Annotated in this window: 26 protein-coding genes; 15 read left to right on the forward strand and 11 right to left on the reverse strand. The window is 71.3% G+C overall.

Features of this window, described 5'->3' with window-relative positions; translation table 11 throughout:
* Positions 1-88: 88 nt before the first annotated feature.
* Complete coding sequence (locus AC2XR2_RS02540) at positions 89-781, forward strand: DUF2238 domain-containing protein (protein WP_491514106.1); 693 nt, start codon at positions 89-91, stop codon at positions 779-781.
* Here AC2XR2_RS02540 and AC2XR2_RS02545 read toward each other — a convergent pair.
* Both AC2XR2_RS02545 and AC2XR2_RS02550 read right to left on the reverse strand, forming a co-directional pair.
* Positions 702-1187 carry a DUF6328 family protein gene (locus AC2XR2_RS02545; protein ID WP_330269019.1) on the reverse strand — a complete coding sequence of 162 codons (486 nt, stop codon included), beginning with the start codon at positions 1185-1187 and terminating at the stop codon, positions 702-704. The two genes, AC2XR2_RS02540 and AC2XR2_RS02545, sit on opposite strands and share 80 nt — an antisense overlap.
* Positions 1188-1269: 82 nt before the next feature.
* On the reverse strand, positions 1270-2253 hold the full coding sequence (locus AC2XR2_RS02550; protein WP_491514107.1) for an aldo/keto reductase: 984 nt from the start codon (positions 2251-2253) through the stop codon (positions 1270-1272).
* A 214-nt stretch (positions 2254-2467) separates the two neighbouring features.
* Between AC2XR2_RS02550 and AC2XR2_RS02555 the strand changes: the two genes are divergently transcribed.
* The gene (locus AC2XR2_RS02555) at positions 2468-4114 is read left to right on the forward strand and encodes a cholesterol oxidase substrate-binding domain-containing protein (protein ID WP_491518391.1); all 1647 of its coding nucleotides are present in this window, start codon (positions 2468-2470) and stop codon (positions 4112-4114) included.
* On the opposite strand, the gene AC2XR2_RS02560 is transcribed toward AC2XR2_RS02555, so the two are convergent.
* The 3 genes from AC2XR2_RS02560 to AC2XR2_RS02570 form a co-directional block, all read right to left on the reverse strand.
* Positions 4111-4725 (reverse strand): TetR/AcrR family transcriptional regulator, encoded by a 615-nt coding sequence (locus AC2XR2_RS02560; RefSeq protein WP_381305119.1) that lies wholly within the window; start codon positions 4723-4725, stop codon positions 4111-4113. The two genes, AC2XR2_RS02555 and AC2XR2_RS02560, sit on opposite strands and share 4 nt — an antisense overlap.
* Entirely contained in the window at positions 4722-6215 is a 1494-nt protein-coding gene (locus AC2XR2_RS02565; protein WP_381305117.1) for an MFS transporter, read from the reverse strand. The genes AC2XR2_RS02560 and AC2XR2_RS02565 overlap by 4 nt, the downstream gene beginning before the upstream one ends.
* A 106-nt stretch (positions 6216-6321) precedes the next feature.
* Positions 6322-7548, reverse strand: coding sequence for an FAD-dependent monooxygenase (locus AC2XR2_RS02570; RefSeq protein WP_491514108.1), 1227 nt, complete (start codon positions 7546-7548; stop codon positions 6322-6324).
* 340 nt (positions 7549-7888) lie between these two features.
* Between AC2XR2_RS02570 and melC1 the strand changes: the two genes are divergently transcribed.
* The 3 genes from melC1 (at position 7889) to AC2XR2_RS02585 (ending at position 9655) form a co-directional block, all read left to right on the forward strand.
* On the forward strand, positions 7889-8233 hold the full coding sequence (melC1, locus tag AC2XR2_RS02575; RefSeq protein ID WP_449351451.1) for an apotyrosinase chaperone MelC1: 345 nt from the start codon (positions 7889-7891) through the stop codon (positions 8231-8233).
* A 62-nt stretch (positions 8234-8295) separates the two neighbouring features.
* On the forward strand, positions 8296-9120 hold the full coding sequence (gene melC2, locus AC2XR2_RS02580; protein WP_449351450.1) for a tyrosinase MelC2: 825 nt from the start codon (positions 8296-8298) through the stop codon (positions 9118-9120).
* A gap of 82 nt (positions 9121-9202) precedes the next feature.
* Entirely contained in the window at positions 9203-9655 is a 453-nt protein-coding gene (locus AC2XR2_RS02585; protein WP_062032140.1) for an SRPBCC family protein, read from the forward strand.
* Positions 9656-9665: 10 nt separating this feature from the next.
* Here AC2XR2_RS02585 and AC2XR2_RS02590 read toward each other — a convergent pair whose 3' ends face one another.
* Positions 9666-10361: a ribonuclease H family protein gene (locus tag AC2XR2_RS02590; protein ID WP_491514109.1), complete on the reverse strand. Its 696-nt coding sequence runs from the start codon at positions 10359-10361 to the stop codon at positions 9666-9668.
* Between the two features lie 214 nt (positions 10362-10575).
* Entirely contained in the window at positions 10576-11376 is an 801-nt protein-coding gene (locus AC2XR2_RS02595; protein WP_449351447.1) for a VOC family protein, read from the reverse strand.
* Positions 11377-11642: 266 nt separating this feature from the next.
* On the opposite strand from AC2XR2_RS02595, the gene AC2XR2_RS02600 reads away from it, so the two are divergent.
* From AC2XR2_RS02600 to AC2XR2_RS02625, 6 genes are all read left to right on the forward strand, one after another.
* Positions 11643-13079, forward strand: coding sequence for a family 2B encapsulin nanocompartment shell protein (locus AC2XR2_RS02600; protein ID WP_449351446.1), 1437 nt, complete (start codon positions 11643-11645; stop codon positions 13077-13079).
* Positions 13076-14125 (forward strand): family 2 encapsulin nanocompartment cargo protein terpene cyclase, encoded by a 1050-nt coding sequence (locus AC2XR2_RS02605; RefSeq protein ID WP_491514110.1) that lies wholly within the window; start codon positions 13076-13078, stop codon positions 14123-14125. Before AC2XR2_RS02600 ends, AC2XR2_RS02605 begins: the two co-directional genes overlap by 4 nt.
* A 50-nt stretch (positions 14126-14175) precedes the next feature.
* Positions 14176-15054, forward strand: coding sequence for a geranyl diphosphate 2-C-methyltransferase (locus AC2XR2_RS02610; protein ID WP_491514111.1), 879 nt, complete (start codon positions 14176-14178; stop codon positions 15052-15054).
* A 218-nt stretch (positions 15055-15272) separates the two neighbouring features.
* Positions 15273-15947, forward strand: a complete 675-nt coding sequence (locus AC2XR2_RS02615; protein ID WP_449351444.1) for a response regulator transcription factor — start codon at positions 15273-15275, stop codon at positions 15945-15947.
* 58 nt (positions 15948-16005) lie between these two features.
* A complete protein-coding gene (locus AC2XR2_RS02620) occupies positions 16006-17664 on the forward strand; it encodes a hybrid sensor histidine kinase/response regulator (protein ID WP_491514112.1) in 1659 nt (552 codons plus the stop codon).
* An 83-nt stretch (positions 17665-17747) separates the two neighbouring features.
* Positions 17748-18647, forward strand: a complete 900-nt coding sequence (locus AC2XR2_RS02625; protein ID WP_491514113.1) for an SGNH/GDSL hydrolase family protein — start codon at positions 17748-17750, stop codon at positions 18645-18647.
* A 7-nt stretch (positions 18648-18654) separates the two neighbouring features.
* Here AC2XR2_RS02625 and AC2XR2_RS02630 read toward each other — a convergent pair whose 3' ends face one another.
* Entirely contained in the window at positions 18655-19137 is a 483-nt protein-coding gene (locus tag AC2XR2_RS02630; RefSeq protein ID WP_381296320.1) for a VOC family protein, read from the reverse strand.
* Positions 19138-19260: 123 nt separating this feature from the next.
* Here AC2XR2_RS02630 and AC2XR2_RS02635 point away from each other — a divergent pair, with 123 nt between their 5' ends.
* The 3 genes from AC2XR2_RS02635 (at position 19261) to AC2XR2_RS02645 (ending at position 21811) form a co-directional block, all read left to right on the forward strand.
* Positions 19261-20463 carry an epoxide hydrolase family protein gene (locus AC2XR2_RS02635; RefSeq protein ID WP_491514114.1) on the forward strand — a complete coding sequence of 401 codons (1203 nt, stop codon included), beginning with the start codon at positions 19261-19263 and terminating at the stop codon, positions 20461-20463.
* Between the two features lie 120 nt (positions 20464-20583).
* Complete coding sequence (locus AC2XR2_RS02640) at positions 20584-21207, forward strand: ClpP family protease (RefSeq protein ID WP_491514115.1); 624 nt, start codon at positions 20584-20586, stop codon at positions 21205-21207.
* A gap of 1 nt (position 21208) precedes the next feature.
* Positions 21209-21811 carry a ClpP family protease gene (locus AC2XR2_RS02645; RefSeq protein ID WP_123758728.1) on the forward strand — a complete coding sequence of 201 codons (603 nt, stop codon included), beginning with the start codon at positions 21209-21211 and terminating at the stop codon, positions 21809-21811.
* A gap of 16 nt (positions 21812-21827) precedes the next feature.
* Here AC2XR2_RS02645 and AC2XR2_RS02650 read toward each other — a convergent pair whose 3' ends face one another.
* Positions 21828-22271: a helix-turn-helix domain-containing protein gene (locus AC2XR2_RS02650; protein ID WP_491514116.1), complete on the reverse strand. Its 444-nt coding sequence runs from the start codon at positions 22269-22271 to the stop codon at positions 21828-21830.
* Between the two features lie 403 nt (positions 22272-22674).
* Between AC2XR2_RS02650 and AC2XR2_RS02655 the strand changes: the two genes are divergently transcribed.
* Entirely contained in the window at positions 22675-23571 is an 897-nt protein-coding gene (locus AC2XR2_RS02655; protein WP_381296314.1) for an RNA polymerase sigma factor SigF, read from the forward strand.
* Between the two features lie 93 nt (positions 23572-23664).
* Here AC2XR2_RS02655 and AC2XR2_RS02660 read toward each other — a convergent pair whose 3' ends face one another.
* Together AC2XR2_RS02660 and AC2XR2_RS02665 are read right to left on the reverse strand one after the other, a co-directional pair.
* A complete protein-coding gene (locus AC2XR2_RS02660) occupies positions 23665-24123 on the reverse strand; it encodes an ATP-binding protein (RefSeq protein WP_330269000.1) in 459 nt (152 codons plus the stop codon).
* Between the two features lie 87 nt (positions 24124-24210).
* The gene (locus AC2XR2_RS02665; RefSeq protein WP_491514117.1) at positions 24211-25470 is read right to left on the reverse strand and encodes a DUF6777 domain-containing protein; all 1260 of its coding nucleotides are present in this window, start codon (positions 25468-25470) and stop codon (positions 24211-24213) included.
* Positions 25471-25586: the final 116 nt, after the last annotated feature.

A 25586-nucleotide genomic window follows, 5' to 3' on the forward strand; every position in this document is an offset into this window, starting at 1 on the left:
GCTGCGCACGGGGGCTGAGTAGCCGTACTCATGCCGTCGGCGGCCCCCCGGCCCCGACGATGAGGGCTCCTACGACAAGGAGCACCTCATGACCGCTGGGCGAAGGCCGCTGCCCGTTCTGCTCGCGTGGGCCGTGGTCGCCGCGCTGGCCCTGTCCGCGTGGGGCCCGCGCGACCGCACCACCTGGTTCCTGGAGACCGTGTGGGTGCTGGTCGGGCTGCCGCTGATCGTGCTGACCTGGCGCCGCTTCCCGCTCACGGACCTGCTGTGCTGTCTGCTCGCGCTCCACGCGCTCGTGCTGATCGTGGGCGGCCACTACACGTATGCGCAGGTACCGCTCGGCGGCTGGGTGCGGGACACCTTCGGCCTCGACCGCAATCCGTACGACCGTTTCGGCCACCTCATGCAGGGGTTCGTGCCGGCGGTCCTGGTGCGGGAGTTGCTCAGCCGTACCTCACCGCTGCGGGGCAGCCGCTGGCTGGCGCCGCTGACGGTGTGTGCGTGTCTGGCGTTCAGTGCCGTCTTCGAGATGCTGGAGTGGGCGGCCGCGGTGATCGGTGGCCAGGCGGCGGACGCCTTCCTGGCCACCCAGGGCGATGTCTGGGACACCCAGTGGGACATGTTCTGCGCGCTGGTCGGTGCCACGGTGTCGGTGCTCGTCCTGAGCCGTGTGCACGACCGGCAGCTCGACGGGCGGGCCGTCAGTCCGTCGTGTAGCGGCGCCGGGTCCACAGCGGCAGGGCGAACCAACACAGCAGGTACCAGGCCACGACCGCGGTGACGAGCCAGGGCACCCAGGAGTCGTGGGTGGCAACGCGCAGGATCAGCAGCAGGGCGGCCGTCATCGTCGTCAGGAGGAGGACAAGGCCCACGAAGGTCAGCCGGGAGGCGATCCGCACGGCCTGCGGCTTGATGCGCCGACCGGAGACGAGGCGGTGCAGGGACACCGGCCCGATGAGGGCGCCGGTGGCGCAGGAGCCGAGGACCACGGTCACGATGTAGATGACCTGGTCGGTATGGGCCAGGTCGTCGTACTTCGGCGTGAAGACCACGGTCAGCAGGAAGCCGAAGAGGATCTGCACACCTGTCTGCGCGACGCGTATTTCCTGGATGAGTTCGCCCCACATGCGGTCCGCGCGCTCTTCCTCGGTCTCGTCGCGGCCCGTCCGTCTCACCGTATCGACCATGCGCTACGGGTATCCGGTGACTGATCGTTCAAACAACAGTGCGGCTCCGGGCGGCGGGAGCGGTCCCGGAGCCGCGCGGGGGTCACCAGCGGGTCTCGACCTGGTCCTTGATGCGGCGGTCGTAGAGGTCGCGGATCGCCGCGAGGGTCTCCTCGGACAGCGGCGGCAGCTTGGCGGCGGCCGCGTTGGCGCGGGCCTGTTCGGGCGAGCGGGCGCCGGGGATGACGGTGGTGACGCCGGGCTGCTCGATGATCCAGCGCAGAGCGAGCTGGGCCGGGGTGCAGCCCTCGGGCGCGAGCGCGGAGAACTCGGCGGCGGCCTCGACGCCGGTCGCCCAGTCGACGCCGGAGAAGGTCTCGCCGACGTCGAAGGCCTCGCCGTGCCGGTTGTAGGCGCGGTGGTCGTTCTCCGGGAAGACGGTGTCCTTGGTGTACTTGCCGGACAGCAGACCCGAGGCCAGCGGGACGCGGGCGATGATGCCGACCCCCGCATCCCGCGCGGCGGGCAGGACCTCCAGCAGGGGCTTCATGCGGAAGGCGTTGAGGATGATCTGCACGCTCGCCACGCCGGGCCGGGCGATCGCGGTGAGCGCCTCCGCGCAGGTCTCGACGCTGACGCCGTAGTGGGCGATGCGCTCCTCCTCGACGAGGGTGTCGAGGGCGTCGAACACCTCGTCGCTGGAGTAGACGGGGGTGGGCGGACAGTGCAGTTGGACCAGGTCGATGCGGTCGACGCCGAGGTTGCGGCGGGAACGGTCGTTCCAGGCGCGGAAGTTGTCGAGGACGTAGTTCTCGGGGATCTGGTCGACGCGGCGGCCCATCTTCGTCGCGACCAGCACATGCAGGTCGGGCCTGCCGCTCAGGAAGGCGGCGATGGTCTGCTCGCTGCGCCCGTCGCCGTAGACGTCGGCGGTGTCGAAGAAGGTGACCCCGGACTCGGCCGCCGCCTCCAGCACCGAGAGGGCTTCCTTGTCGTCGACGTCTCCCCAGTCGGCCCCCAGCTGCCAGGTGCCGAGTCCGACGACGGATGCGTGCTGCTGAGACCTGCCGAATGTGCGCTCGTCCATAAGGGCAGTCTGTCATCCGTCGCCGACATGCGCGGAACAGGTTGCTCCGGGTCACGACCTGTGAATGTTTCACTCACACGGGTGACACCCTTCGCCGTAAGGCATGCACGTGTCAACGTCCGCCTAGCGTGATCCCGTGACCGATCGTTCAGTGAGCAACCACCCCGGCGACCACCCGCGGGACACTCCGTCCTGGTCCCGTCGCGGCTTCCTCATGAGTGCCGCCGCCCTGGCCGCCGTACCGATCCTGCTGCCGACTGATCCCGCGGCAGCGGCCGAGGAGCTGCCCGACTTCCCGGCCGGTGTGGCCCTTTACCGCTCGGCGTACCGGAACTGGGTCGGCGAGATCACCGCGGACGGGCTGTGGGCCTGTGCGCCGACGGGCCCGGACCAGGTGGTCGAGGTCGTCAACTGGGCCTGGCGGCACGGCTGGCGGGTGCGCGCCCGGGGCTCCTCGCACGGCTGGTCGCCCCTGACGATCACGGAGGGCACGGCCTCGGACGCGCCCGTCCTCCTTGTCGACACCGCCTCCCACCTGACCGGTCTGTCCCTGGACTCCGCCTCCGAGGTCCGGGCCGGCACCGGCGTCACGCTGGAGGCCCTGCTCACCTTCCTGGAGGGGCACGGACTCGGGGTCACCGCCGCGCCCGCGCCCGGCGACCTCACGCTGGGCGGGGCGCTGGCGATCGACGCGCACGGCACCGCCGTCCCGGCGGACGGGGAGCAGCGGCTGCCGGGGCAGACGTACGGCTCGCTCAGCAACCGTGTCCTGTCGCTGACGGCGGTGGTGTGGGACGAGGACCTCGGGGCCTATGCCCTGCGGGAGTTCGGCCGTGCCGAGGCCGACAGCGCCGCCCTGCTCGCGCACCTGGGGCGTGCCTTCGTCACCGAGGTCGTCCTGCGGGTCGGGGCGAACAGCAATCTGCGGTGTGTGAGCAGGGTCGACATCCCGGCCGCCGAGCTCTTCGCGGCTCCCGGCGCGGACGGGCGGACCTTCGCGAGCTTCCTGGCGGAGGCCGGGCGCGTGGAGGCGATCTGGTTCGCCTTCACCGAGTTCCCCTGGCTGAAGGTGTGGAGCGTGGCGCCCACCAAGCCGCTGACCTCGCGGCGCGTGACATCGCCGTACAACTATCCCTTCTCCGACAACGTACCGACCCTGGTGGCCGATCTGGCCGGGCGGATGGTGTCGGACGCGGCCTGGTACCTGGCGCCGGTGCTCGGGAACGCGCAGCTGGACGTGGCGACCGTGGGGCTCACCGCGACGCTGTCGGCGGACATCTGGGGGCCGTCGAAGAACACGCTGCTGTACATCAGGCCGACGACGCTCCGTGTGACCGCGAACGGGTACGCGGTGCTGACCTCGCGGGACCAGGTGCAGCGGGTCGTCTCCGAGTTCACGGACTTCTACCGGGAGCGCCTGGCCGCGTACACGGCCCAGGGGCGCTTCCCCGTCAACGGCACGGTCGAGATCCGGGTCACCGGGCTCGACGACCCGGACGAGGTCGAGCTGGCGGGAGCGCGGGCACCGCTGCTCTCGGCGCTGCGGGCGGACGCGGCGCATCCGGAGCGGGACACGGCGGTGTGGCTGGACATCCTCACCCTGCCGGGGACGCCGTACGCGGAGGCCTTCCTGCGGGAGATCGAGCAGTTCCTGTTCGAGGGCTACGACGGGACGCGCGTCGAGTGGTCCAAGGGGTGGGCCTACACGGAGGACGCGGTGTGGGAGGACGCGGAGGTGCTCGGCACCACGATCCCGGGGTCGTTCGGAGAGGCGGTGTGGGGGCAGGCGGCCGGGGTGCTGGACCGCCTCGATCCGCACGGCGTGTTCGGCAACGCGTTCCTGGACCGGCTGTTCCGCTAGGACGTCAAGTGCGCCTGCACCGTGGGGGCATAACGGTCCACGAGGTCCTCCACGGCGGCCGCCCTCAGCTCGGCGCCCCGGGCGATGCCGTACATCACGCCCAGGCCGAGGAGGGTGCCCACCGCCAGCTCGGCGCGCAGACCGGCGTCGGGGCCCTCCAGCCGCTCCGTGAGGCGATCGACCACCTGGGTGCGGAAGTTGACGCGCAGGATGTCCCCGTGTTCGCCCTGCACCGGGGCGAAGGCGATCCGCAGCAGGGGGTCGGCGCCGCGTTCGGCCTGGCTGGTGAGGACATGGCGGACCATGTGGCGGCCCAGCTCGCCCAGGGGGGCGTCGAGCAGGGCCGTCGCGTCGGACTCGAAGGACATGACGCGGGCGAAGAGGGTGTCCTTGTTGCCGAAGTACTTCACGATCAACGGCGGGCTGACACCGGCGCGTTCGGCGACGGCCTTCAGGGTGATGTCGGCGTGGGGGGTGCGGGCCAGGAGATAGCGGGCCGCACGGAGGATGGCGGCCTTCGTCGCCTCGGCGTCCCGGCGGGCGGGCGGGGCGGCGGGCGGCGTGGACGTGGGGGGCGTGGAGGTGGGGGGCGTGGTGCTCACGGCACTCATGCTCCCTCCATCGCCTCGTCCCGCGCGCCCCGGGTGCCGTCTTTCGCCCCGCGCGGTCCGTCGGAGGGCGGGTCGCCGGGGATGGTGAGGGCCGCCGCGCAGGCCGCGAGGGCGACCGCGCCCGCCATCGCGAAGGCCAGCAGATAGCCGTGCAGCGTGGGCACGGGAGCGCCGCCGACCGGGCTGGTGTGGTGGACCAGGACCGCCGCGACGGCCGCGCTGGAGGCGGCCTGGCCGATGGTGCGCATGAGGACGTTGACGCCGTTGGCGGAGGCCGTCTGCTCGGCCGGGACGGCCCGCAGGATCAGGGTGGGCAGCGCCGAGTAGGCGAGGGTGGTGCCGGTGGACACCACGGTCGCGCCCAGGATGATCATCCACAGGTCGCGGCTGTCCGCGATGCGCAGCGCGTAGCCGCACGCGATGACCGCGGCGCCGAGTGCGAGCGTGACGCGTGGGCCGCGGGACGTGGAGATCCGGGCCGACAGCGGTGAGAACAGCAGCATGGTGACACCGCCCGGCAGCAGGCACAGGCCGGTGGCGACGATCGACAGGCCGAGTCCGTAGCCGGTGGCCTCCGGCGCCTGCACCAGCTGGGCCGTCACCAGCGAGTTGGCGTAGAACGCGAAGCCGGTGAGCAGGGCCGCCACATGGGACAGGCCCACCCGTGGCCGGGTGACGAGCCGCAGGTCCACCAGGGGCTGCTCGGTGCACAGTTGGCGCCACCACCACAGGGTCAGTACGGCGGCGGAGCCCAGGAACAGGCCCAGCACCCGGGGACTCCCCCAGCCCCACTGGCCGCCCTGCGACACCCCGAGCAGCAGGCTCACCAGGCCCACGGCCAGTCCGAGGGCGCCCCAGACGTCGAAGCGGCCCGGCTGTCGGACCGGCGATTCACGGACCGCCCACGACACGGCCGCCACGCCCAGCGCGCCGAGGGCGCTGGTCATCCAGAACATGGTGTGCCAGTCGGCGTACTGCACGACCATCGCGGCCAGCGGCAGTCCGAGGGCGGCGCCGATGCCGACGGTGGAACTCATCATCGCGACCGCGGAACCCCGCCGCTCGGGCGGGAGTTCGTCGCGCAGGATGCTGATCGACAGCGGTACGACGGAGGCGGCGGCGCCCTGCAGGGCACGGGCCGCGATGAGCACGGTGATGTCGGACGACAGGGCGCACATCACCGAGCCGAGCGTCATCAGGGCCAGGGACGCCGTCAGTACCCTGCGCTTGCCGTACATGTCCCCGGCCCGGCCGAGGACCGGGGTGAGGACCGCTCCGGACAGCAGGGTCGCGGTGACCATCCAGGAGACGGCTCCGGCCGAGGATCCGGTCAGCCGGGGCAGGTCCGGCAGCAGCGGGACGACCACGGTCTGCATGACCGCCATGAGCGTCCCGCACATCGCAAGCACCGGCACGGTCAGCCTGGCGCGCGGGCCTGCTCCGCGTGGCGGGGATGTCGGGCGCGGGGGTATCGGGCCCTGCTGGTCCATCGGCGCTCCGGAATGCGATACGTGAACGTGGGGTGAATGCCGATTCACCTTACCGGTGAATCGGCATTCACCCCACTCGCTTTTTCGAGCCGACGGCCGGCCGGCGCTACTTGCGGGAGGACAGCTCCCGCGCGTGCACGCTCCGCGCCACCTTCGGCCCGAGCCACCGCTTGAACCTGCGCAGCGCCTCCAACTGCCCGGCGGCCTTGTCGATCCGGTAGTAGAGCTGCGGCGGGACATAGGGCAGCAGGGGCGAGTGCCGCTGGCCGAGCAGGGCGAACATCTGCTCCGGGGGGAGGTCGATGTAGCGCGTCAGGTTCTCGTACCACTGGGCGCTGTAGCGCGCCGCGCTCTGGATGGAGAGCAGTTCCGAGGTGCGCTGCCGCTCGTAGCGGGCGAGGGCCCGGGGCAGGTCGGCGTGCTCGCGCAGGGCGTCGGCCAGGGCGACGGCGTCCTCCAGGGCGAGGGTGGTGCCGGCGCCGATGGAGTAGTGGGTGGTGTGGGCGGCGTCGCCGAGGAGGACCAGGTTGCCGTGGTGCCAGGTCCGGTTGGTGAGGGTGCGGAAGGTCAGCCACTGGGCGCGGCCGGAGCCGGCGGAGCGGCCGATCAAGGGGTGGCCGTCGAGGATGTCGGCGAACAGCTTCTCCAGCAGGCCGAGGCCCTCGGCCTCGTCGGCGCGGTCGAGGCCGAGGCCGGTCCAGGTCTCGGGCGCGCACTCGACGACGACGGTGCTGTGTCCGGGATCGAAGGCGTAGCCGTAGCACCAGATCCAGCCGTGGTCGGTCTCGACGAAGGCGAAGGTGAAGGAGTCGAAGACCTTGCCGGTGCCGAGCCAGATGTAGCGGTTGCGGCCTTCCTTGATCTCGGCGCCGAAGTGGTCGGCGTGCGCGGTGCGCAGGGCGCTGTTCACACCGTCGCCGGCCACGACGAGGTCGGCCTCGGAGAGGTCCCCGGCGGTGAGGTCGTCGGCGGTGATCCCGCGCTCGAACTTCAGCTTGACGCCCAGCGAGCGGGCCCGTGCGGCGAGGATCTCCAGGAGGCGGTGCCGGCCGATGCCGTGACCGAGGTCGCTGGGGCGCCGGGTGACGAGGTCGCGGACCCTGGCCTCGCCCTCGCTCCAGGTGACCGAGGCCTCCTCGATCGCGCGGGCGGACTCGGGGTCCTGGGCGTGCAGCTTGTCGAGCAGTCCGCGCCAGTAGGTGACGCCCCAGCCGTAGGTCGAGCCCTCCGGGTCGCGCTCGTGGACAGTGATGTCGTGGGACGGGTCCTGCTGTTTCAGCAGGATGGAGAGATACAGGCCGGCGGGCCCGCCGCCGACACAGGCGACCTTCACGCGCACCCCTAGTCATTACCCAAAGCGGTCGATTGGCAACGCAGGGTAGCAGTCGGGGGCTGTGGGGCCCGCGCTTCGGATCGCGTCACTTTCCGCACGTGAGGCGGGCCACTGCCTGCGGGTCCGCCCGCAAAGGATCATCGAATCCACGGTCCGCGGGCGAAGGAATTCCTCCGTCCGGGTTCCCGAGGACCCTCCCCACAGCAAGATCATCTTTGTTCAACGCTGTACGACATGTAAGGAATTGTCTGGATCACAGCCAACCGGTCTCGAGTGATTTCTCCCGCTCTCGGCAGGGCCGATAGGCATGCGGAGTCCGTCAACTCAGGAGGAACACCGCATGCCGGAACTCACCCGCCGAACCGCGCTCACCGCTACGGCCGCCCTCGCCGCGGCGACCGTCGCCGCCCCGCGGGCGTCCGCCGAGGACCACCATCACGGTTCGCCGGAGGCCTTCGACGAGGTCTACAAGGGGCGCCGGATACAGGGCCGGGCCACCGGCGGCCACCACGGCGGCTGGCTCGTCACGGTCGACGGCGTGGAACTGCACGTGATGCGGAACGCCGACGGCACCTGGATCAGCGTCGTCAGCCACTACGACCCGGTGCCCACCCCGCGTGCCGCCGCACGGGCCGCCGTCGACGAGCTCCAGGGGGCGCGGCTGCTGCCGTTCCCCGCCGGCTGACCGTCCCGTACCGACCTGAACGCACTGAACACCGTGAACGCCCCTTTGGAGCATCCGCACACATGACCGTCCGCAAGAACCAGGCCGCCCTGACCGCCGACGAGAAGCGGCGGTTCGTCGCCGCCGTCCTGGAGCTGAAGCGCTCCGGCCGCTACGACACGTTCGTCACCACGCACAACGGCTTCATCATGGCCGACACCGACGCCGGCGAGCGCACGGGCCATCGTTCGCCCTCCTTCCTGCCCTGGCACCGCAGATTCCTGCTCGACTTCGAGAGCGCCCTCCAGTCCGTGGACGCCTCGGTCGCGCTCCCCTACTGGGACTGGAGCACCGACCGCTCGACGCGTGCCTCGCTGTGGGCGCCCGACTTCCTCGGCGGCACCGGGCGCAGCCGGGACGGGCGGGTGATGGACGGACCGTTCGCCGAGGCCACGGGGAACTGGCCGATCAGCGTGCGCGTCGACGGCCGGACCTATCTCCGACGCGCCCTCGGCACCGGTGTACGCGAGTTGCCGACCCGGGCCGAGGTGGAGTCGGTGCTGTCCATGGCGACGTACGACATGGCGCCCTGGAACAGCGCCTCGGACGGCTTCCGCAACCATCTGGAGGGCTGGCGCGGGGTCAATCTGCACAACCGGGTCCATGTGTGGGTCGGCGGGCAGATGGCGACCGGGGTCTCCCCGAACGACCCGGTGTTCTGGCTGCACCACGCCTACGTGGACAAGCTGTGGGCCGAGTGGCAGCGGCGGCATCCGGACTCCCGCTATGTGCCGGCGGCCGGGACCCGGGACGTCGTCGACCTCGACGAGACCATGAAGCCGTGGAACGACGTGCGCCCCGCCGACCTGCTGGACCACACGCGCCACTACACCTTCGACACCGAATAGGAGTCGTCTTGCTCCGGTTTGCCCCGCGGAGCATGCGGTACCCGCGCCCCACACACCGAGAAGACGAAGGAGGGATTCACCCGTGTCGCAGGTCGAGGAATCCATCGAGGTCGGCGTGCCGGTGCACACCGCCTACAACCAGTGGACGCAGTTCGAGACCTTCCCCGAGTTCATGAGCGGGGTCGAGCGCATCGAGCAGCGGACCGACACGCTCACGCACTGGGTGACCAACGTCAACGGGGTGCACAGGGAGTTCGACGCGGAGATCACCGAGCAGATCCCGGACGAGCGGGTCGCGTGGACCACGATCGCCGGGGAGGCCAAGCAGGCCGGTGCGGTCACCTTCCACCGGCTCGACGAGGGCCACACCAAGGTGATGCTCCAGATGGACTTCCACCCGGACAGCATCACCGAGAAGGTCGGCGACAAGCTCGGCTTCGTGAAGCGGCAGACCAAGGGTGACCTGGAGCGCTTCAAGACGTTCATCGAGGAGCGCGGCCGGGAGACCGGCGAGTGGCGCGGGGCGGTGATCTGACCACCGCGGGCTAACCGGCCCCTTCCGTACGGCACTCCGGGTGCCCCCAGCCCTGGGCGTTCTTGGCGATGAGCTCGCCCGCCGCGTAGGAACGTCCGCACAGGCACCGGCCGGGGAACTTGGCCTTGATCGTACGGGACGACGAACCACCGCTCCGCTTGGGCGACTTGGCCCGGGCGGGGCGGTCGGCTTTCGGGGTGTCCGGGGACGGCGGCGGCACGGGGGAACCGAGGGCGCTGCTCGCGGGTTCCTGGACGATCGCCGCCTGGCTGGCCGCGCGGTCCGCGAAGTCGTTCAGCGGGTCTCCGTCGACCTGGTGGGCGGGGACGTAGCGGAACTCGACCGAGCGCCCGTCGAGCAGTTCGTCGATGCGGACCACGAGGTCCTGGTTGGCGACCGGCTTGCCCGCGGAGGTCTTCCAGCCGTTGCGCTTCCAGCCGGGCAGCCAGGTGGTGACCGCCTTCATGGCGTACTGGGAGTCCATCCGGATCTCCAGCGGGACGTCCGGGTCGGTGGCCGCCAACAGCCGCTCCAGCGCGGTGAGTTCGGCGACGTTGTTGGTGGCCCTGCCGAGCGGCCCGGCCTCCCAGCGGTCCGGGGTCTCGCTCTCGTCGGCGATCACATAGGCCCAGGCCGCGGGTCCCGGATTTCCCTTCGAAGCCCCGTCGCACGCGGCCACCAGTCGTTCACGCATGCGCTCGATCATGCCATGAGCGGACGGCGGCCCGGTCACCCACCGCAACGACAGCGACCCCGACCCTGCGGACCTCCCGGTCCCGGGTGCCGCGTCATCGCCGGTGTCGGCGAAGAGCAGAGCGTGGTCCCGATGAGGTCGGTGAGGGCTGCGGACGCCGACACGGGCCGCTGAGGCAGGGACCCGGCACGGGCCGGCCGTCGCGGGGGCAGCCGGCACGGGTCGGTCAGGGTACGTCGGTGACCTGGGGCATCTCGCCCTGGGTCGTCGTCACGTCGATCACCGAGAAGCTCGCGCCCTGCGGGTCGCTCAGCGCCGCGAAGCGGCCGAACGGGGTGTCCATCGGGCCGAAGCGCAGGACACCGCCGAGCTTGGTGGCGCGGGCGACGGCGCCGTCGCAGTCGTCGACGGTGAAGTAGACGTTGATGTAGGCCGGGACCTCGGGCGGGAAGTCGTCCCCCATCTTCATGCGGCCGAGGACGGTGTTGTCGCCGAGGTTGAACATCCGGAAGTCGATGGCGTCGTCCTGCATCTGCTTGGCGCTGTAGCCGAAGACGGCGGGGAAGAACGTGTCGGACTTCTCGGGCTCGCGGGTGAAGACCTCGGCCCAGCAGAACGCCCCGGGCTGCTGGGGCGCGGCCTCGAACCCCTCGTGGGTGCCCGCCTGCCACACGCCGAAGACGACCCCGCTCGGGTCACGGCCCAGGCACATCGTGCCGAAGTCGCCGACCTGCATCGGTTCCATCAGCACCTCGCCGCCGTGCTCACGGATCTTGCCGGCGGTGGCGGCGGCGTCCGGCGACGCGAGGTACAGACACCACTGCGACTGCCCCTCCTGGCCGGGCATCGGCGGGACGACCGCGGCCACGGCCTTTCCGTCGGCGTAGGCCTGCGTGTAGTTGCCGTACTCCGACGACGACTCGCCGAAGGTCCAGCCGAGGACGTCGCCGTAGAAGCTCTTGGCCCCCTCGACGTCGGTGAACATCGCATCGGCCCAGATGGGGGTTCCCTCAGGTTGTACGGCCATGATCGCGGCCTTCCGAATCGGTGGCAGGTCCGATTCCTCACGCTAGTCACGGGTGCGTCCGAGCGCGCGCTGAGCGGAAGATCCCGCACTGGTGCACGAGCCGCCCAGCGGAGCGCGCGGGCACTCACGGGCTCCGACTGCCTCACCCGGCAGGTTTACACCTTCCCTGTCGTGAAGCCGCCCCCTTCACGCCCTGAACCGCGGCGACCCGGGCTGTTTGGCTGGTACACGCGCATGGCCAGCCCACTCACCGCCCAGGAGGGAACGTGTCCACACCGGACAGCGCCACCGGCCCCGCCGTCGACGAATCCGACCCCCCTTCCCCCGCCGCACTGACCAGCCTCAGCACCCGGGCCGCCCGGCAGCTCGCGACCACCACCAAGACCGAACCCCAGATGCAGGCCATCAGCTCGCGCTGGCTGCTGCGCATGCTGCCCTGGGTGGACGTCAAGGGCGGCACCTACCGGGTCAACCGGCGCCTCCAGCTCAAGGTGGGCCGGGGGCGGGTCGAGTTCGAGCAGAACGGCGCCGACGACATCCGGGTCATTCCCCGGACGCTCACCGAACTCCCCGTCCTGCGCGGCTACTCGGACCTCGACGTCCTCGGGGAGATCGCCACCCGGTTCCGGGTCCGGGAGGTCCGCGCCGGCCAGGTCCTCGTCGAGGCCGGGCAGCCGGTCACGGAGGCCTTTCTCGTCGTGCACGGCCGCTTCACCCGCTTCACCGAGGGCAAGTACGGCGAGGAGGAGATCGTCGGTGTCGTCACCGACGGCGCCCAGATGGGCGACGAGGCCATAGGGCAGCCCGACCCGCTGTGGCTGAGCTCGGTCCGGGCCGAGACCGCCGCCACCGTCCTGGCCCTGCCCTGGTCGGTGGTCACGGAGTTCACCGAGCGGGTACCCTCCCTCGCGGAGCATCTGGAGGCCTACGCGCGCCGGCAGAGCCTGCCGATGAACCGCAAGGGCGAGGCCGACGTCCCCGTCCAGGCGGGCCATGTCGGGGAACCGACGATCGGCGGCGGGTACGTCGACTACGAACTCGCCCCGCGCGAGTACGAGTTGTCGCTCACCCAGACCGTGCTGCGGGTGCACACCCGGGTCGCCGACCTCTACAACCACCCGATGGACCAGACCGAGCAGCAACTCCGCCTGACCATCGAGGAGATCCGGGAACGCCAGGAGTGGGAGCTGGTCAACAACCGGGAGTTCGGACTGCTGCACAACGCCGACCACGGTCAGCGCGTCAGCACCTTCACGGGCCCGCCCACCCCGGACGACATGGACGAACTGCTCGCCATGCGCCGCAAGACCAAGCTGTTCCTCGCCCATCCGAAGGCGATCGCGGCGTTCTTCCGGCAGTGCAACCGGCGCGGGCTGGTGCCGGGCACCGCGAACGTCGAGGGGCACGAGATCCCGGCCTGGCGCGGGGTGCCGATCTTCCCGTGCAACAAGATCCCGGTGAGCCCGCAGCACACCAGCAGCATCATCGCGCTGCGCACCGGCGAGGGCGACCAGGGTGCCGTCGGGCTCTACCAGACCGGGATCCCCGAGGAGTACCAACCGGGCCTGAACGTGCGGTTCATGGGCATCGGCGCCAACTCGATCATCAGCTACCTCGTCACCGCCTACTACTCCATGGCCATCCTCGTCCCGGACGCGGTCGGGATCCTGGAGAACGCCCAGATCGGCCGGACGGCCGAGTGACCGCGACGAGTTCCCGCTCCCTGCCCGGCCCGCCGGACATCGCGAGCCGTCTGCGGACCCCCCGGCGCGGCGGGGCGATCCCGGGCCTGAGACACCGGCAGGTCGCTCCCGCCGACCCCGTGAAGGCCGCGGAGATCGACCGCAGGCTGGAGGCCTGGGCCCGGCGTCTGGACCTGTTCCCCGAAGCCTGGAAGGGGGACTTCTCGGGGTTCCAGTTCGGCCGGGCCGTGGTCCTCCAGCATCCCGAGGCCGCCGACCTCGAACGGCTCACCGTCGCCGGGGAGCTGCTGCTCGCCGAGAACGTCGTCGACTCCTGCTACTGCGAGGAGGACGAGGGCCGCGGCGGAGCCCGCCGCGGCCTCGGCGGGCGGCTGATCATGGCCCAGTCGGCGATCGACCCGTACCACGGCGTCCCCGAGCTGGAGGCGGAGTGGCGCGAGGGCGTACAGGCCGACGGGCCCCTGCGCTCCTACCACTTCGCCCTGAAGGACTACGCCGCCCTCGCCACCCCGAGCCAGACCACCCGGTTCGTGCACGACATCGCCCGACTGCACCTCGGCTATCTGGCCGAGGCCGCCTGGGCGGAGACCAGGTACGTGCCGCGGGTCTGGGAGTACCTGGTGATGCGGCAGTTCAACAACTTCCGGCCCTGTCTGTCGATCGTGGACGCCGTCGACGGCTACGAACTGCCCGAGGCGCTCCACTCCCGTCCCGAGATCCAGCGGGTCACGGCGCTGGCCTGCAACGCCACCACGATCGTCAACGACCTCTACTCCTTCACCAAGGAACTGGCGAGCGACCCCACCCACCTCAACCTGCCGCAGGTCGTCGCCGCCAACGACCGGTGCGGGCTGAAGGCCGCCTATCTGAAGTCGGTCGAGATCCACAACCGGATCATGGCGGCCTTCGAGGAGGAGTCCGCCCTGCTGTCCGCCGGCTCGCCGCTCGTGGAGCGCTACACCCGGAGCCTGTCCGACTGGGTGGCCGGCAACCACGAGTGGCACGCCACCAACAGCCACCGCTACCACCTGCCCAACTACTGGTGACAGGCCATCGCATGACAGAACGTCAGACCCACCAGCACGAGGAGTCACCGTTGACCATCACCCCCCACGCCGGTACCAGGACAGCCCAGGTGCCGACCCAGTCGACGTACCAGAGCCGTGTCGCGGACTACTGGAACGCCGAGGAGAACCCGGTCAACCTCGAACTCGGCAAGCTCGACGACCTCTACCACCACCACTACGGCATCGGGGAGGCCGACCGCACGGTCCTCGACGAGCCGGATCCGGTCCGGCGGCGTGAGCGGATCACCGCCGAACTGCACCGCCTCGAACACAACCAGGCCGAGCTCCTCGCCGCCCGGCTCGGCCCGCTCTCCCCCGAGGACCGGGTCTTCGACGCCGGGTGCGGGCGCGGCGGCGGCAGTGTCGTGGCCCATCTGCGGTACGGCTGCCACGCCGACGGGGTGACCATCTCCGAGAAGCAGGCCGAGTTCGCGAACGCGCAGGCCCGCAAGCGGGGCATCGACGACCGGGTGCGCTACCACCACCGCAACATGCTCGACACCGGGTTCGCCTCCGGGGCGTACGCGGCCTCCTGGAACAACGAGTCGAGCATGTACGTCGAGCTGGACCTGCTGTTCGCCGAGCACGCGCGGCTGCTGCGCCGCGGCGGACGCTATGTGGTGGTCACCGGCTGCTACAACGACACCTACGGCCGGGCGTCCCGGGAGGTGTCGCTCATCAACGCCCACTACATCTGCGACATCCATCCCCGCTCGGAGTACTTCCGCGCCATGGCCCGCAACCGGCTGGTGCCGGTGCACGTGGAGGATCTCACCGAGGCGGCGCTGCCCTACTGGGAGCTGCGCAAGGAGGCGGACCATCTGGTCACGGGCATCGAGGACACCTTCCTGACCGCCTACCGCAACGGCAGCTTCCAGTACCTGCTCATCGCGGCCGACCGGGTGTGAACCGGGCCCCGGTCGCAACCGGGGCCCTCGCTCCGGCGCGGACGCGTGCGCGGGTGCCGACATCCCCGCACCGCACGTGTCCGCGCCGGAACTCCCCCGGGCGGCTCCCCCCTTGAACCGTGGTGTCTCCTGTTCTACCTTCGCCACATGGTCTGGGCATCAACGCCCGCTCATCAGCGACACAACGGGCGGGTGCCGGGCGGGCCAGGTGATGCGGAATGCGCCCGCACCTCGCCCTGATCGAGGACGACCCCGACTTCGCACTGATGTGCCGTTCCTATCTGGAGCGGGCCGGATTCACCGTCACCTGGGCCATGGACGCCCGCGCCGGAAAGGCCGTGCTCCACGAGAGCGGTGTCGATCTGGCCGTCCTGGACCTGGGTCTTCCCGACGGCAGCGGGCTCGAACTGCTGCGGGCGCTCAGGTCCACCAGCAGGCTTCCGGTCATCGTCGTCACCGGCCGCGGCGCGGAGGCGGACCGGGTCGCGGGGCTGGAGATCGGCGCCGACGACTACCTGGTCAAGCCGTTCTCGCAGCGGGAACTGGTGGCCCGTATCCACGCCGTGCTGCGCCGCTCGCAGCCCCCGGACGCGCCGGCGGTGATCCGGGCCGGCGCGCTGCTCGTCGACACGGCCGCGCGGCAGGCCTCCGTGGACGGCGTCCCGCTGACGCTGCGGCCGAAGGAGTTCGCGCTGCTGGAACTGCTGGCCGGGGCGCCCGGGCGGGTGTTCTCCGCGGAGCAGCTCCTGGAGCGGATCTGGGGTGCGTCCTGGCAGCAGCCCGCGACCGTGGTCGAGCACGTGTACCGGCTGCGCGGCAAACTCGCCCGACTGCCCGCACCCGCCCCGCGGATCACCACGCTCCGCGGCTACGGCTACCGCCTCGATCCCTGAGACGGCGATCCCCGAGACGGCGATTCCCGAGACACCGGCCCGGCCAGGAGGTCCGCCCATGCCCGACGCCCCGGACTTCCGGCGCCTGTTCGACTCCCTGCTGTCCCCGCTGCTCGTCCTCACCCCCGACTTCGTCATCGTCGAGGTCAACCGCGCCTATCTGACGGCCACCCGCACCGACCGCGGCATCGTCGGGCGGCCGGTCTTCGAGGTGTTCCCGGACAACCCCGGGGACCCGACCGCCGACGGCGTGGCAAATCTGCGGCGCTCCCTGGAGTCGGTCGTGGCGAGCGGCCGTACGGACACGATGGCGCTCCAGCGCTACGACATCCCGACAGACGAGGAGGGGGTCTTCGCCGAGCGGTACTGGAGCCCGGTCAACGCGCCGGTCCTGGACGACGAGGGGCGGGTGACCCACGTCGTCCACCGGGTCGAGGACGTCACGGAGTTCGTGCATCTGCGCAAGGTGGGCCGGGAGCAGCGGCGGGCCGTCGCCGACGCGCAGATGCGCGCGGAGGGCATGGAGATCGACCTGTTCGTGCGGGCGCGGGAGATCCGCGAGGTGAACGAGCAGCTGAGCCGGGCCAACGCCGAGCTGGACGCGGCCGGGCGCCGGCTCCGGGAGGAGCAGCGGGCCAAGGACCGGTTCATCGCCACGCTCTCCCACGAGTTGCGCAATCCCCTCGCGGCGGCGACCGCGGCCACCGAACTGCTCGCCCTGGACATGCCGCAGGGGCATCCGGCGTTGGCCGTGCTGGAGCGGCAGCTCGGCACGCTGGCCCGGATGAGCAACGACCTGCTGGACGGCACCCGTGCGGTGACCGGACGCCTGGAGCTGGTGCGCGAGCCGGTGGACGTGCGCTCGGTCGTCGAGGGGGCGTGCGCGGACATCCGCGGTCTGTTCGCGCACGACGGCCGTACGCTCGACGTACGGCTGCCGGAGGCGCCGCTGGTCGTGGACGGAGACCGGCTGCGGCTCGCGCAGGTGCTGACGAACCTGCTGTCGAACGCGCTCAAGTACACCCGGCCCGGCGGGCGCACCGAGGTGGAGCTCACGGCCGGGGACGGCGAGGCACGGCTGACCGTCCGGGACGACGGCATCGGCTTCGAGCCAGGTCAGGCCGAGGAGTTGTTCGGGGTGTTCATGCGGGCGGCCCCGGCGGGTCCGGACACCCCGGAAGGGCTGGGCCTCGGGCTTGCTGTCGCGCGGACGATCGTGGAGCTGCACCACGGCCGCGTCACCGCGCACAGCGAAGGGCCCGGCAAGGGGGCGACGTTCTCCGTGACCCTGTCCGCCGTCGACTCCGCGGTCCCACGACCGCCCCGCGCCACGACCCGGTCGGTGCCCCCGCGGCTGTCCGTCCTGATCGTCGAGGACAACCAGGACCTGGCCGCGACCTATCACACCCTGCTGGAGCGGCAGGGGCATCAGGTGACCACCGTGCACACGGGCACGGCCGCGCTCACCGCGACCGAGACCCGGCTCTTCGACGTCGTGCTGTGTGATCTGGGGCTGCCGGACATCGACGGCTACACGGTCGCCCGCCGGGTGCGGGCCCGGCCGGGCGGCGAGCGGCCGCGCATGATCGCCGTCTCCGGGTTCAGTCGGGGCACCGACCGCGCCCTGTCCCGGGCGGCCGGTTTCGACGCCCATCTGACGAAACCGCTGCCGCTGACCGACCTGATGGAGTTCCTGGAACGCCCGGGCGGTGACTGAACCGGGGCCGTGTGTCTTCCGCCCGCGGCCCGGCTGTGCTTGCCTGGGGAACCGTTTTTCGGCGACCGGGGCGGGAGTCGCGCATGCGGACACCGTGGATCGTGGTGGTGCTGACCGGAGTTCTGCTGCTCGGCGCGTGCGGCGACCCCTCGGACGGGCCGGAGCAGGCGCCGCCCACCCCGGACGTCTCGCGGGCGGCCACCACGCATCAGCGGTCCCAGGCCTCGCCGAGCGCCGCTCCCGCGGTGGTCGCCCCGCGCGTGCTCTATCTCGGCGACTCGCTCGCCATGGAGGCCCAGCGGGTGCTCGGGCAGGAGCTGCGCCGCGAGCTGCGGGCGACGTACACGAGCGCGCCGTACTCGGGCACGACGCTCTGCGACTACCTGGAGGGCACCGGGGAGAAGTCGCTGGTGCCCGACCGGGACAAGGCGGCCGCGCTGGTCCGGGCGCTGCACCCGGACTACGTGGTGCTCCAGTTCTGGGGCAACGCGTGGGGTTACACCTGGTGCATGGACGGGATCAGCCACGCCGCCGCACCGCAGAAGTACTTCAGCAGGTACCGCGCGGACCTGAAGCGGCTGACCGACCAGATCGCCACGGCGGGCGGGGAGCTCCGGCCGCGGATCGTGTGGGTGGCGCAGGGCCCGGACCCGATCACCCCCGACCGGGTCCGGCGCGTGAACGAGCTGTACGAGGAGCAGGCGGCCGCCTCGGGCGACCTCGTGGCCGACGCGGGCGGGACCGTGGCCCCCGCCGGGGCGCGCTACTCGTGGACGCAGTACCTGCCCTGCACCGCCTACGAGCACGAGCACCCCGAGTACTGCACCGAGCCCGCCCGCGACCGCACCGCCCTGCACTACGGCAAGGACTACCTGCACTTCTGTCTGGCGCCCACGACGTCCACGCCGAAGCCGTGCCCGGTCCGCTCCCCGGGCATCCTGCGGATGGCGCGAGAGGTCACCCGGGTGATCGGCTCGTCCTGAGCGGGGGTCACTCGCCCGCGTAGGCCTTCTCCAGGGCCGCGAGGTCGAACTTGCCCATCGCCATGAACGCCTTGGTGACCCGGGCCGCCTTCTCCGGGTCCGGGTCGGCGACCATGTCGGCCAGGCCCTCCGGTACGACCTGCCAGGACAGGCCGTACCGGTCCTTGAGCCAGCCGCAGGGGCCGGGCTCGCCGCCGTTCTCGGTGAGCTTGGCCCAGTAGTGGTCGATCTCCTCCTGGTCGGCGCAGAAGACCTGGAAGGAGACCGCCTCGGTGAACTTGAACTCGGGTCCGCCGTTGAGGGCGACGAAGTCCTGCCCGTTGGCCGTGAAGTCGACGGTCAGGACGGTGCCGGCGGGCTGCATCGCGCCCTCCGGGTAGTGGGTGACCCTGCCGATCCTCGAGTTCTTGAAGACGGAGACGTAGAAGTGCGCGGCCTCCTCGGCCTGGCCGTCGAACCAGAGACACGTGGTGAAGGGCCTGCTCGCCATGGGTTCCTCCTGTGGCGTGGAAGTACGGTCATCTGTGTCGACCGATCCTCGCCGCGGAACTCATCGGTCGCGCGCCGGAACAATCCAGGTGGCCTATACACCCACGCGGACTAGCATCCCCGCATGACGTCACCGCGCACCGACCTCGTCCAGCCCTTCCGCCTCGACATCGCGCAGCGCGACCTCGACGACCTCCACGACCGGCTCGACCGCACCCGCTGGCCGGACGACCTCCCGGACACCGGCTGGGCGTACGGCGTACCGGCCCACTACCTGCGCGATCTCGCCCAGCACTGGCGGCACTCCTACGACTGGCGCGCCGCCGAGGCCGAGCTGAACGCGTGGCCGCAGTTCACGACCGTCATCGACGGGTCGACCGTCCACTTCGCCCATGTCCGCTCCCCCGAGCCGGACGCCACCCCGCTGATCATCACGCACGGCTGGCCGGGCTCGATCGTCGAGTTCCTGGACGTGGTGGGGCCGTTGACCGATCCGGCGGCGCACGGCGGCGACCCGGCCGACGCCTTCCACGTCGTCGTGCCGAGCATTCCGGGCTTCGGGCTGTCCGGGCCGCCCGCGGACACCGGCTGGGAGGCGGGCCGGATCGCCGGCGCCTGGGCCGAGCTGATGACGCGGCTCGGCTACGAGCGGTTCGGCGCCCAGGGCGGGGACTGGGGCGCGGCGATCTCCCGGGAGCTGGGCCGGGCCCACCCGGAGCGGGTGATCGGCATCCACCTCAATCTGCTGCCGGGCGCCCAGGCCACCCAGGAGCCGACCGAGGAGGAGCTGGCCACGCTCGCGCCCGCGGATCGGGAGCGGACCCTGGAGTCGTGGCGGCGGTGGAGTGAGTGGTCGCGCGAGGGCACCGGCTACGCCGTGCTGCACTCGACCCGGCCGCAGACCCTCGCCTACGCGCTCACCGACTCCCCCGTCGGCCAACTCGCCTGGATCGTGGAGAAGTTCCAGGCGTGGACGGACTCGGCCGAGCTGCCCGAGGAGGCCGTGGACCGGGACCGCCTGCTGACCAACGTGATGCTGTACTGGCTGACCGGGACCGCCGGTTCGGCCGCCCGGATCTACTACGAGCGGGCCCACGCGACCGGCGACCGCGCGGCCCGGCCCACCGAACCGTCGACCGCGCCGACCGCCCTCGCCCTCTTCCCCGCGGAGATCCAGGTCCCGCTGCGGCACAAGGCCGAGCGCACCGAGAACATCGTGCGCTGGACCGAGCTCGGCCGGGGCGGCCACTTCGCGGCGATGGAGGAGCCTGACCTGCTGGTGGACGACGTACGGGCGTTCTTCCGGCAGCTGCGCGACAAGGGCTGAACGCCCCGGGGCCCGTGCTCTGCCCGTGGCGAATCTGCTCCGGGCAGAGAAATCGTGGCCCAGCGGTGTCCGAGGTCAACAGTGGATGCGACGGCATCCCTACGACCCCGAGGACAGCCCATGACTGCCATCAGGGCCGAGGAGGGGGACACCCCTCCCACCCGCTTCGACGACCACCTGGCGGCCCAGCTCCTCACCCAGCGCATCGTGCTGCTGGGCACCCAGGTCGACGAGGTCTCCGCCAACCGGGTCTGCACCCAGCTGCTGATCCTGTCCGCGGAGGACCCGCGCACCGACATCAGCCTGTACATCAACAGCCCCGGCGGCTCGGTCTACGCGGGCCTCGCCATCTACGACACCATGCGGCTGATCCCCAACGACGTGTCGACGCTCGCCATGGGCTTCGCCGCCAGCATGGGCCAGTTCCTGCTCTGCGGCGGCACGCCCGGCAAGCGGTACGCCCTGCCGAACGCGCGGATCATGATGCACCAGGGGTCGGCGGGCATCGGCGGCACCACGGCCGACATCGAGATCCAGGCGGAGAACCTGGACCACAGCAAGCGGACCATGGAGCGGCTTCTCGCCGAGAACACCGGCCAGACCCCGGAGACCATCGCCCACGACGGCGACCGCGACCGCTGGTTCACGGCCGAGGAGGCCAAGCAGTACGGCATGGTGGACCAGGTCGTGGCGTCGCTCGCCGACGTCCGCCCGGCCGCCTCCAGGCGACGGATGGGGCTCTGACATGGCGAACTACACGATTCCGTACGTCGTCGAGCGCACCGCGCACGGCGAGCGCTCCTCCGACGTGTTCAGCCGCCTGCTCTCGGAGCGGATCATCTTCCTCGGCACCGAGATCGACGACGGGGTGGCCAACGTCGTGATCGCCCAGCTGCTGCACCTGGAGTCGGCGGCACCGGAGAACGAGATCTCGATCTACATCAACTCCCCCGGCGGATCGTTCACTTCACTGATGGCGATCTACGACACCATGACCTACGTGCAGGCGCCGATCTCCACGCTCTGCGTGGGCCAGGCGGCCTCCACGGCGGCCGTCCTGCTGGCCGGAGGGGATCCCGGACGCCGGCTCGTGCTGGAGCACGCGCGCGTGCTGCTCGGCCAGCCCGCCTCCGGCGGCAACCGCGGCGCGATCTCCGACCTCGCCCTCCAGGCCAAGGAGATGGTCCGCATCCGCTCCCAGGTGGAGGAGGTGCTGGCCCGGCACACCCACCACGACATCGCCACGCTGCGCGCCGACATGGACCGCGACAAGGTGTTCACCGCCGAGGAGGCGGTGGCGTACGGGCTGGCCGACGAGGTGGTGAGCCGGCGCCTCGTGACGGTCTGAGGCGCCGGCTCCCGCGTCAGGCCGCCAGACACATCCCGTCGTACGACGATCCCGGCACCGCGCGCCGGGTGCGGGCGGAGTGCCGGGTGAGCTCACCCTGGGCCAGGGAGAGCAGGTCGCCGAGGCCGAGGCCCAGGGCGTGGGCGGCGGCCGCGAGGACCTCTGAGGAGGCCTCCTTGCGGCCGCGCTCCACCTCGGAGAGGTAGGGCATGGAGATCCGGGCCGCGTCGGCGACGTCCTTGAGCGTGCGCTCCTGGGCGAGGCGCTCACGGCGCAGGACGTCTCCGACGAGGTCCCGCCACAGGGGTTCCCTTCCCCGGCTCGGGGCAGGTTCCGTCGGTGCGACCGGGCGCGGCGGTGTCGTGGCGGGGCGTTCGGACACCGGGCGGGCGGTCCCGGGGCGCGCGGACTGCGGGCGCAGGGGGATCACGCGGGCTTGGTTCGGCGCTTCGTTGCTCACCCGCTCAGCCTAGGTTCAGGGGCGGCGATGGGAAGGGGGCGGCGTTCCGCCCTGAGTGGACACGGCACGCGCGTGTGGCCGCGAGCGGCGAGATCCGGCCACATTGTTCGACGGGGACGCCGTTCACACTGCTTGCGGATGCCGCCGTACTCCTCTCCCACGGGGGTCACACGGGGCGGGACCAGCGATTTTGCGCCGTCGGCGAACCGTGCGGGCATGTGCCGTCACTCCTCGGGTACGCGCAGAGCGAGGGAGCTGCGGGCAGATTTCGTGAAGCCGGTGGCCCGGTGACGCATACGTCGACGCGTTCCGGGTACCCGAGTGGCCGCTGATCGCTTTCAGCACCTGAGACAACCCAGGCCGAAGAGGCAGACGTCGAGCCGTGACTTTCGTGGGAGAGGTAATGCATACCGCCGTCACCGCCGTGAACCGCTCGGAGACAGAGGTCGCCGAGCACGCCAGCGGGACCAGGACGGGTGGGACACCGCTGCCGGGAGTCGAGGAACCGCGGGCCGTGGCACCGCGGGACGCGCGGGAGCTGTCCCGCCAGTTCTTCCAGCGCCTCACGGAGCTCGAAGAGGGCACGCACGAATACCAGTACGCGCGCAACACCCTCATCGAGATGAACATGTCCCTCGTGCGGTTCGCGGCCGGCAGGTTCCGGGGCCGCGGCGACGACATGGAGGACATCGTCCAGACCGGCATGATCGGCCTGATCAAGGCGATCGACCGGTTCGAGGTGTCGCGCGAGGTGGAGTTCACGTCGTTCGCGCTGCCGTACATCGTCGGCGAGATCAAGCGTTTCTTCCGTGACACCACCTGGGCGGTGCACGTCCCCCGGCGCCTTCAGGAGCTGCGCGTCGAGCTGGCCAAGGCGCGTGAGGAGCTGGCGAGCCGCCTGGACCGCGATCCGTCGGTGGCCGAGCTCGCCACCCTGATGAACATCTCCGAGAAGGAGGTCGTCGAGGCGCAGATCGCCTCGAACGGCTACAACTCCTCGTCCCTGGACGCGGCCCTGACCGGCGACGGCCCCGAGGGCGGCGAAGCGGTGCTGGCCGACTTCATCGGCGTGGAGGAGGACGGGCTGCGGCTCGTCGAGGACTTCCAGTCGCTCGCGCCGCTGATGGCCGAGCTCAGCGAACGCGACCGGCAGATCATCCACATGCGGTTCGTGGAGGAGGCCACCCAGTCGGAGATCGGTGAGCGGCTCGGCTGCTCCCAGATGCATGTGTCCCGGCTGATCAAGCGGATCATCACGCGGCTGCGCGAGGGCATGCTGGGCGAGCTGGGCTGCGCCTGACAGAGCCGCACCGGCGCACAGACACGGAAGGCGGGTGTCGTCCACGGACGGCACCCGCTGCGCGACGCACGCTCACTCACTCCCGCGGCCGAGTCACTCCTTGCCGTCGAAGCCCACCACCGCGCGGACCCGCTTTCCCACCGGGACGCGTTCCGCCGCCACTTCCCGCGCCAGCACGTGCACGATCTCCAGACCGTGCCGTCCGATGCGCTCGGGATCGCGGGGGAACCGGCGCGGCAGGGCGGCGCTGCTGTCGTAGACCGTGACGACGACCGCGCTGTCGGTGCCCTCCAGTTCGAGGATGTACGGCCCGTTGCTGTGCCGGTCGGCGTTGGTGACGAGTTCGCTCACGACGAGGAGCACCTCCTCCTCGACCCGGCCGCCGATGGCAGCGCACCACTCGGTTCTGAGCCTGCCGAGGAACTGCGCGGCGAAACCCCGTGCCTCGGCGATACATCCCGGCTCGCCCGTGTAGTGCGCCGCCTGCCGTAGCGGTTCCACGGGCACGTCGAAACCAGTCGGTATCACTGCCCCGTCCAGGTGCTCGATCATGCGTTTCTCTCTCGGATGCCGGACTGGCCGGACGCTGCTGCATCAGTGCTCGTACCCCGAGCCGCGCGCCGCAGTCCCGGGGACGCGTCACACTGCCGGGGGCACGGAGGCGTCGGACAGGCGCGCCGAGCCGGTCGTTCCGGCCGTGGTGTCGGAGGCGAGCGGTGGCTGCGGTGCCGAGGAGTCGGGTGCGAGGGGCTCCTCACCCGAGGACTCGCTGCTGGGCGGCTGCGACGAGGGCGGGCTCGGGACCAGCGAGGACGGGGGCTTGGAGGTCGGCGGGCAGGGGCTGGCGGAGCCGGAGGGGGTCCCGGTCGGGGTCGACACGCCGGCCGGCAGCGAGACGCAGGGCAACGGAGATGCCGGTGACGTCGGTGTGCTGGGGCTCGTCGGGGGCGTCGGTGTCGACATGGTGACCGACGGGGAGGGCCGTGCCGGCGGGTCGGTCCTGTGGTCCTTGTGCCCGGTGTCGCCGCGGTGCCGGCCGATCCAGTCGTGGTGGTCGGCGTCGTAGATGACGAAGACGTTGATGACCGTCGTCGAGGGCGCGACCACGACCACGTTCGAGGGGCGGTACGACGACCAGGTGTCGCCGGTGCGCTTCGGCGCGGTCTGCTGGGCGACCGGCGGGGTCAGCGGGTTGCCGCAGGCGCAGCGGGTGCGGGGCACTCCGTGGCCGTCGACGAGGACGGCGGTGCCGGCCTGGAGGACAGCCTGGTAGCTGGTGGCGGCGCCGTCGCGGTAGCCGTGGTTGGTGACGCGGGTGTCCATGCGCAGCTGGACCGGGGTGAGCGCCCGCAGGTAGGCCGGGACGCCGGACGGCTGCACGCCGGCGACCGAGGCGAAGGCCTTGTTCTTGGCGGGGTCCGACTGGAGTGCCTTGACCTGCTTCTCGACGTCGCAGCTGGAGACGTTGCGGGTGCCGCCGTAGAGGCCGGGAGCGCCGCCGTCCACGCCGCGCACGGCGTTCGCGGGCTCGGAGGAGCCGGCCGGGGAGGCGGGGACGGGCGGGACCGAGCTGTCCTTCGCGGTCGACTCGGTGAACGGGTCGGGGCCCGTCTTGCCGGCGGCCTGGAGGAAGACCTCGCCGTCGCCCCCGGCCGCGGTGGAGCCGCCGTCGGAGCGGGTGAAGACGACCGCGAGGACCACGGCGGCGACCACCGCGGCCGCGATCAGCGCGACCCGGGGGGCCGATCCCCACCACGGGCGGCGGGGTTCGGGCGCGGATGTCCCTCCGCCGCTGCCCGGGGGCTGCGAGGGCGGGCCCGACGGCGGCTGCGAGGGGCCCGACAGCGGGCCTGAGGGCGGCCCGGTGGGGCGGCCCGACGAGGGCGGTTCGACGCTCACGAGCTCTTCTTCCCGACGCGGGACTCCTGCGGCGCGCGATCCAATTGCCCCGATTTGGCCGCATTCTCCGCGACATACCTATTGTTTGCTCCGGTCCGGTGCCGCTCGCAAGCGGA

The sequence above is a fragment of the Streptomyces sp. LS-MS-L19 genome, assembly GCF_058382285.1.